At 51.0% G+C, this 8354-nt stretch carries 10 protein-coding genes; 6 read left to right on the forward strand and 4 right to left on the reverse strand.

Translation table 11 applies throughout. The features are described from left to right. Positions 1-153 precede the first annotated feature (153 nt). The 4 genes from NT002_14305 to tpx form a co-directional block, all read right to left on the reverse strand. Positions 154-624, reverse strand: coding sequence for a GAF domain-containing protein (locus NT002_14305; GenBank protein ID MCX6830435.1), 471 nt, complete (start codon positions 622-624; stop codon positions 154-156). Continuing rightward, a complete protein-coding gene (locus tag NT002_14310; protein MCX6830436.1) occupies positions 611-982 on the reverse strand; it encodes a carboxymuconolactone decarboxylase family protein in 372 nt (123 codons plus the stop codon). Before NT002_14310 ends, NT002_14305 begins: the two co-directional genes overlap by 14 nt. 106 nt (positions 983-1088) lie before the next feature. Then, entirely contained in the window at positions 1089-1577 is a 489-nt protein-coding gene (locus NT002_14315; GenBank protein ID MCX6830437.1) for a ferritin, read from the reverse strand. Between the two features lie 74 nt (positions 1578-1651). Further along, the gene (gene tpx, locus NT002_14320) at positions 1652-2167 is read right to left on the reverse strand and encodes a thiol peroxidase (GenBank protein ID MCX6830438.1); all 516 of its coding nucleotides are present in this window, start codon (positions 2165-2167) and stop codon (positions 1652-1654) included. A 433-nt stretch (positions 2168-2600) separates the two neighbouring features. Here tpx and NT002_14325 point away from each other — a divergent pair, with 433 nt between their 5' ends. The 6 genes from NT002_14325 to NT002_14350 form a co-directional block, all read left to right on the forward strand. Continuing rightward, a complete protein-coding gene (locus NT002_14325) occupies positions 2601-4049 on the forward strand; it encodes a cytochrome c3 family protein (protein MCX6830439.1) in 1449 nt (482 codons plus the stop codon). A gap of 118 nt (positions 4050-4167) precedes the next feature. After that, on the forward strand, positions 4168-4320 hold the full coding sequence (locus tag NT002_14330; GenBank protein MCX6830440.1) for a hypothetical protein: 153 nt from the start codon (positions 4168-4170) through the stop codon (positions 4318-4320). Continuing rightward, entirely contained in the window at positions 4298-4471 is a 174-nt protein-coding gene (locus tag NT002_14335) for a Rieske 2Fe-2S domain-containing protein (protein MCX6830441.1), read from the forward strand. The genes NT002_14330 and NT002_14335 overlap by 23 nt, the downstream gene beginning before the upstream one ends. Before the next feature lie 8 nt (positions 4472-4479). Then, positions 4480-5607 (forward strand): cytochrome b N-terminal domain-containing protein, encoded by a 1128-nt coding sequence (locus NT002_14340; protein MCX6830442.1) that lies wholly within the window; start codon positions 4480-4482, stop codon positions 5605-5607. A 10-nt stretch (positions 5608-5617) separates the two neighbouring features. Beyond that, positions 5618-6868, forward strand: a complete 1251-nt coding sequence (locus NT002_14345) for a cytochrome c3 family protein (GenBank protein MCX6830443.1) — start codon at positions 5618-5620, stop codon at positions 6866-6868. A gap of 75 nt (positions 6869-6943) precedes the next feature. Next, the coding region (locus NT002_14350; GenBank protein ID MCX6830444.1) for a NapC/NirT family cytochrome c at positions 6944-8354 on the forward strand (1411 nt) is incomplete at its 3' end.

Raw genomic sequence — 8354 nt, forward strand, 5'->3', positions numbered from 1 at the left:
GTTGGCCGTTGATCCTGTCGCCTGCGACAGATGAGACAATATAGACGCCATAATTGAATTTATTCAGCGCTGTCCAATGGGAATATATTTCCGGGGTTGTACTATCCGCCATATCAGATCATCTCCTTCATCAGCCCAATTAAAATGGGTACATTAAATTATTCCGGCTACAATTTCGCAGATAGAATTCAGGAATGTTCGGTCATGCCCGGTAAATGCGGCCGGAGTATGCGAATCGATATCGAATTCTCCGATAATCTTTCCGTGTCTGAAAATCGGCAGGACGATTTCCGATTTCACATTGATACTGCAGGAAAGATAATTTGATTCTCTGGTGACTTCATCGACCACGAAAATTTCTTCTCTCTCGGCCGCCTGCCCGCAGATTCCTTTGCCAAAGGGGATACGGACATGGTCGGTCGGCGCACCGACATAGGGACCGAGAATCAGTTCGCGCTTGTTGGCCCAGTCAACCAGATAGAACCCAACCCAATTATAATGGGGCACCTTCTCATTCAAGAGGCGGCAGATATTCATCAGACGGTCATCACGAGGGATTTTCGACAGGACCAGCTCTTTGATTTCGACAAGCAACCCGGTAAAGATGTCGTCATTTTTTGTCATTTGCGCTCTGGCCTTTCATTTCATCCCAGGCCTGCCAGATCCGCCGGATATGTGGAATGGTTATCGAGCCGCCGACAACCAGGCCGATGGCAATGGATTCTTCCAGTTCGGAATCAGTGACGCCTTCTTCGCGGCATCGAATGAGATGGTACATAATGCAGTCATCGCACCGCAGAACCAGCGAGGCGACCAGGCCCAGAAGCTCCTTGGTTTTGGCGGGAAGCGCTCCGGCCTGATAGGCCTGCCAGTCGATATTATAGAAACGCTTCACACTGGTTCCGGCATATTTCATGACAATTTCATTGAGCCGTTCCCGCTCACGCTGGAATGCGGAAATTCTGCTTTCATCCACAGTCATTTCTCCTATCACTCAAGTCGATTTTCTTAGAGCTCTGTCTCGCAAAAAAGAACAGGAGCCCGAGGCTCCTGTTCTTTATAAATGACTTCATTCATGGCAGGTTATTCTACTTGCGCTGTCCCAGTTCATGGTCGAGCATCAGAAGACCCTGCTTGGAATCGCCGACCATCTTGAGTTTCTGAATTATCTCAATGGCATTAGCTTCCTCTTCCACCTGCTCGGTGACAAACCAGTGCAGGAAGATATTGGTGGCGTGGTCTTTTTCACCGATGGCCAGGTTGGTCAGATTGTTTATGAGACCGGTGATTTTCTGCTCATGGTGGTAGGCCGCCTCAAAGGCCGCCAGGGGAGAGGCCCATTCGGACTGCGGCTTCTCGATACCCCCCAGCGTCACCTTTCCCTGCTGCTCAAAGATATACCCGTAAAACTTCATGGCGTGTCCCATCTCTTCGCCGGACTGCTGCTGCATCCAGTGAGCAAAACCATCGAGGTTTATTGACTTGAAATAGGCGGCCGTGGAAAGATATAAATGGGAAGAAGCATATTCTTCCATAAGCTGGTCATTAAGCGCTTTTTCAATTTTGTTGTTTATCATGTTAATTCTCCTTTTAATATAATAGAATGGATTTCAATTGTCATTTTACAATTTCGGCGGCCTGTCGCGGCCGCTTATAATAATTTTTTGACAGCCTCAAGTACCTCATTATAATTCGGTTCAGTGGTGATATCTTTTACGGTCTGGATGTAACGAATGACTCCATTGCGGTCGAGGACAAAAATCACGCGCGCCAGAAGGTGCAACTCCTTGATAAGGACGCCATAGGAGGTGCCGAAAGTTGCTCCTCGATAGTCGGAGAGTGTCTTCACATTGCTGACTCCGGCGGCGCCGCACCACCGTTTCTGAGCAAAGGGAAGATCCATGCTGACGGTCAAAACCGTAACCTTATCCCCCAACTGCTCGGCTTCCTTATTGAATCGTCTGGTTTCGATATCACAGGTCGGGGTGTCGAGAGAGGGCACGGTAGAAATTATGCAAATTTTCCCGTTCAATGCCGAGGACTTGAATGGCTTGAGGTCGTTGTCCGCCAGCTCGAATTCCGGAGCAAGGTCACCGACTTTGATTTCGTTTCCAAGCAGGGTAAGAGGGCCGCCCTTGGCCGTAATTATTCCGCTTCTTTCTTTCATCTTAATTCCCTTTCAAAACCTAAAAATTCTTATTTCGGGTAATCGTGCGACGGTAATCAGAGGTTGAGATTCGAATCTCAAAATCTTTGAATCTCCGCTTCAACTCTGCTATATCTTACCCTCGCGAATCTTATTAACTTGGGTCGATAAAGTCAAGTCATATTTGGAAGGCGACTTCAGCGACCGTTTACTACCCTGCCTAAACAATATGACCGGGGGAAAGTTCATTTTTTTCGCCGGATATTTGCGGCCGGGCGAGGCGATGAACTTTAAAATTGACAGGGGTGTTAAATTTGGTAAATTACTTTTTTAGGTCAATGAGAATGGTTCTCGGAATTCAGGCCTCTGGCCTGTTGTATTTTTAGTTGAAATAACCGATTCACGTGATCCCGGCGGCCAGCCCCTGCCCTGCAAAACCATAGCGGAGGACAAAATGGTGAAAAGGCTCAAAAATCAGATTCCTAAGTGGGGAACGGTACTCGCAATTTTATTGACATTGCTGCCTTCCCCCGAAACAAAGGCCGATGTCTCGACAGGCGAGGCCTGCGTTTCATGTCATGAGAAAGTTTCGCCGGGGATTATCGGCCAATGGCGGGACTCCAGGCACAGCCAGGCGGGGGTATCCTGCATTGATTGCCATCAGGCGGCAGAGAAGGATACCGACGGCTTTATGCACAACGGCCGGAGGATTGCAGTCATAGTTTCGCCCAAAGATTGCGCCCAATGCCATGATAAAGAATTTACCGAGCAGAAAGGGTCGCATCACGCCAAGGCCGGGCAGATATTGGGGTCGCTGGATAATCTTCTGGGCGAAGTTATCGGCGGTGAGCCGGCGGTGGATGTCGGCTGCCGCCAGTGCCATGGCGGGACTGTTAAGGTCGGCCCGGACGGCCAGCCTTCATCGGACTCCTGGCCCAATACCGGCATGGGCCGAATTAATCCGGATGGTTCGTGGGGTTCCTGTTCGGCCTGCCACGCCCGGCATCAATTCTCGGTCAGGCAGGCCCGTCAGCCGGAAGCATGCGGCAAATGCCATCTCGGCCCCGATCATCCCCAGATAGAGGTCTGGAATGAATCGAAACATGGCGTTCTTTACCACGCCAATCGTGAAAACTTAAAACTCAATGGCGATCCCTGGCGGGCGGGTCAGGAATATTTTAGCGGCCCGACCTGCTCCTCGTGCCACATGAGCGCCGCCGGAAGGCAGGAAGTGACCCATGATGTCGGCGAGAGAATCTCGTGGACATTGCGGCCGCCGATTTCGGTCAAGCTTAATATGATAATATATGAGGATGATTCCAAAGAGGATATTCCCGGCGACAACCCGATCTTGCCTGCTGTCGGGGAAGTGCGCAAGAACAGCGAGGGCGAGAGCAGGAAAGTCAAAGCGGTTCTGAGCTGGAAAGAACGGCGGGACAAGATGCAGGGGGTCTGCAGCCAGTGCCATGAAAAACCGTTTGTGGAGGGTGCCTATGCTCAATATGACGGTCTGGTTGATCTCTACAACGAAAAATTCGGGAAACCGGGCAAGGCGATTATGGATGAATTAAAAGCGGCCGGCAAGATAACGCCGCCCGATTTTGACGACCGGATCGAATGGACCTGGTATGAGATTTGGCATCATGAAGGACGCCGGGCGAGGCATGGAGCCTCAATGCAGGGACCGGATTATGCCTGGTGGCACGGTATGTATGAGGTGGGCCGGCAGTTCTATAATGATTTTATCCCCCAGATGCAAGAGGCGGCCGGGCCGGAGATGTCCAAGGCACTCCTCGATAAATATATTTACAGCCAGCCGGGGCATCTCTGGTATCGGGATGGAATGAGCAAGGAGGCGCTGGAAAACATCCGGAAATTCTATGAAAAAAGATATGGGGAATAAGCCGCGCTACAAGAACAAAGCGGGATGATGCCGAAAACTGTTGCCTAAACGGCTTGAATTTATTAATATCATGAACTAAATGGGTAGAAATTGTATTAATTTGCCCTCCGGAGGATGATTGGAAGAGATTAAGGAAGAAAGACGCGGCTTTTTAAAATGGCTGATCGGCGGGGGTGTGATTGCTTTTCTGGCCTCTGTCTTTTACCCCGTTTATAAGTATGTCATCCCCACCCTTTCGGGTGAGGCCAATGTATCTCAGGTCAAACTGTGATCTCGGGCTTCTCTGGTGCGCCTGTCACAACGGCCGTTATGATTTGGAGGGGCGGAATGTCTCCGGCCCGCCGCCGCGACCGCTTAAGCCGTATGATGTTCATGTCGACAATGCCTCGGGCGATATTTATGTGGCCGAGGTGAAGGGATAATGGGGGATATGCCGCAGGAAACCAAAACCACCGGCAAAGTTGTCAAGCAAAGACTCTTTGGCTGGGTCGATAACCGTCTCAAGATAAACGGCCTAGTCGACTATATGTCGCACAAGGTGGTGCCGGAGCACCGCGCCTCCATTTGGTATTATTTCGGCGGGATATCGCTCTTTTTCTTTGTGGTGCAGGTGCTCACGGGAATACTACTGCTGCTTTATTATCGTCCCGGTGCAGACTCCGCCTATGAATCGGTTAAATTTATTATATCCGAGGTCTCTTTCGGCTGGCTTATCCGTGCTATTCATTCCTGGTCGGCCAACTTGATGATTCTGGCCGCTTTTGTACATATGTTTTCGGTCTTTTTCACGCATGCTTACCGCAAGCCACGCGAGATGACCTGGATTTCCGGAGTTGTTTTGCTGTCCCTGGCGCTTGCTTTCGGTTTTTCGGGATATCTGCTTCCCTGGAATGAGCTGTCGTTTTTTGCCACCCGGGTTGGAACCGGCATTGCGGGTGCGCTGCCGGTGGTCGGGGGATTTCTCATGAAATTAATGCGCGGCGGCGAGGATGTCACCGGAGCCACGATTGGCCGTTTCTTTGGCCTCCACGTGGCCGTATTGCCGGGAATCTTTGCGGTGCTTTTGTCGTTGCATCTTTTTTTTATTCAGCGACAGGGGATGTCCGAACCGATCGAATGGGAGAAGAATCCTCATATCCCCCGCAAATTTCGCCCTTTTTTTCCCAATTTCATTATGCGGGAACTTCTGGTCTGGCTGATCATGCTTAATATTCTGGCGGTACTGGCGGTTTTTCTACCGGACGGCATCGGTGTGGTGCACTGGCCGCTGGGGCAGAAAGCCGATCCGTTTGCGCCGCCGCCGTTGGTGATTCGCCCCGAATGGTATTTCATGTTTGCCTTCCAGGCGTTGAAATTCATGCCGGCGCATTTTTTCTTCATGGAAGGGGAATTGTTCGGCATAGGGATTCTCACACTGGGGGGCGTGATATGGCTGGCGGCCCCGTTCCTATCGCGTTCGTTTGAAAAAGGGGAAAAACCGCGGCTCTTGATTACTTTCGGATGGCTGGTTCTGCTTTTCATAGTTGTAATGACCGTTGTCGGGTATCTGCTGAAATGAGGAAGAAGTGATGTCAGGATTTTTGAAAATATTATTTGCCCCGGTCATTCTGGCGGCGGTGGTCCTGCTCATTCCATTAAATCTATCGGCCGACAACTGCCTTGATTGCCACTCCGGCTGGGAAGAAGCGGTCGATGCTCCGACCAAGCTTATTCAGCGTGATGTCCATTTCAAGGCGGGGCTGGGTTGTTCCGACTGCCACGGCGGCAATCCCGATCTCGATGATATGGATGCTGTCCGGAAGAGCAAAGGGTACAAAGGGATTCCCCCGGCCAGGGAGATTCCCCAATTTTGCGCCTCCTGCCACAGCGATCCAGCTTACATGGTGAAACATAATCCCTCGCTTCCCACCGACCAGTTGGAGAAATATAAGACTTCTATTCACGGGAAACGGCTGTTCGAAAAAGGGGATGTCAAGGTGGCAAACTGTGTTTCGTGCCATTCGGTGCATGACATCCAGAGCCCGGAAATACCGACTTCAACGGTCAATGCTCAGAATATCCCGGGGACCTGCGCCAAATGCCACGCCAAAGCCGATTATATGAAAGAGTATGGGATTCCCACCGACCAATATGAGGGGTATATCAAATCGGTTCATGGCCAGGCTCTGTTGGTGAAAAAGGAAACCGGCGCACCAGCCTGCAATAGTTGTCATGGTAACCATGGCGCAACACCCCCGGGCGTGACTTCGCTCTCTGCAGTATGCGGCCTTTGCCATTCTCTGATAGCCGACAGTTTTGCCAAGTCGCCGCATAAGGCGGCTTTTGATGCGGCCGGCTACCCTGAATGCGAGACCTGCCATTCCAACCATTATATTGAAGAGCCGAAACTCCACTGGGTCGGCACGAGCGATTCCTCGCTCTGTGTCAGGTGTCATGCGGCTGATGACGGCAATCACGGCTTTGCGGTTGCCGCCGCCATTTATGATATGATTTCTAAAATGAACAAGACTTATGATATGGCCATATCCAAGATAGATGAGGCCGACCGCAAGGGAATGATGGTGACCGACGAACGGTTTGCTCTTAATGAGGTCAAGCAGGCTATTATTCAGACGGCCACCGAATTCCATTCTCTCGATACCTTGGTGGTTGCCGCGACGACGCACACCGGCATTGCCTCCTCAGAGAAGATATATGAAGCCGGCAAAGCCAAAATCGATGATTATTTTTTCCGTCGCAAAGGGCTTGGGATAGCCACACTTTTGATAACGATCCTGGCGATTGCCCTTTATCTGAAGATCAGATCAATCGAAAAGTAGCCGGGACAATCCTGATGTTATCTCGTTTATCAAGACCGAACATATTCCGCATAAAACGATGAGGATCAAAAATAAATGAAAGATATGAAATTCCCCCGCCTGGTCTACAACTGGACAAGCACCGCCGGGGCCATTATAGCGGTCATTTCGGGATTTCTGATGCTCATTCTATTGGGCATCTCCTTTACCGAAAAGGACACCAATCCATATTTCGGCGTTTTTCTTTATATGGTATTGCCGCCGTTCCTGCTGCTGGGATTGCTCCTTATCCCGATCGGAATGTATCGGCGGTGGCGAATCTGGCGCCGTACAGGAGAGATATCATATCCGAAGTGGCCTTATATTGACCTCAATAAAAAGAGCCATCGCAACGCCACGATAATTTTTCTGGCAGGCACGATTATATTCCTGACCTTAAGCGGGGTAGGAAGTTATGAGGCCTTCCATTACAGCGAATCGGTTGCCTTTTGCGGCAAGACCTGCCATGCGGTGATGAAACCTGAATATGTCGCCTATCAGAATTCGGCACATGCGCGGGTTGCCTGTACCGCCTGCCATGTGGGGCCGGGAGCGGGCTGGTATGCCCGATCGAAGCTGGCCGGGGCCTACCAGGTATATGCGGTTACCGCCAATGTCTATCCTCGACCGATTCCGACCCCGGTTAAGAATCTGCGCCCGGCTCAGGAAACCTGCGAGCAATGCCACTGGCCCAGCAAGTTCTTTGGAGCGCAGCAGCGTCAGTTCAATAATTACATGTATGATGATACCAATACCTATTGGCCGGTCAATCTGCTGATTAAGACCGGCGGCGGCGATCCGCGAATCGGACAGACCGCCGGGATTCACTGGCACATGAATATCAGTGTCAAGGTGGAATATATCGCCCGCGACGAACGCCGGCAGGATATTCCCTGGATGCGGGTGTCCAACCGCCTTACGGGAAAGACGGTTGTTTATCAGGATACAGAAAAACCGCTTACCGAAGAGGAAATCAAGCAGGCGGTTCCGCGAGTAATGGACTGTATGGATTGTCACAACCGCCCCAGTCATATCTATAATTCGCCCGATTTTGCCATGAACATGGGCATGGCTACCGGGCATATCGACCATTCTCTGCCCGAAATCAAACGGGTGGCCGTTGAAGCTATGGCCGGGAAATATGCAACCGAGCAGGAGGCCCTGGACAGCATTGCCTCGACAGTCGGGGATTTCTACCGGACCAAATATCCGGAATTGTATGGGCAGAAAAAAAGCGTTATCGATTCCACCATTGCTGCCATACAGGATGCTTTCGTGAAAAATATCTTCCCCGAAATGAGAGTGCGCTGGACGGAATATCCCAACAATATCGGTCATTTCATTTATCCCGGTTGCATGCGCTGCCACGACGGGCATCATATCAGTGACGAGGGAGTGACAATTACCCGGGACTGCCGCGCCTGTCATACCATACTCTCCCAGGGGAGCGGGGCAAGAGCCGCTATGG

It is taken from the genome of Candidatus Zixiibacteriota bacterium (assembly GCA_026397505.1).
Taxonomy (GTDB): domain Bacteria; phylum Zixibacteria; class MSB-5A5; order GN15; family PGXB01; genus JAPLUR01.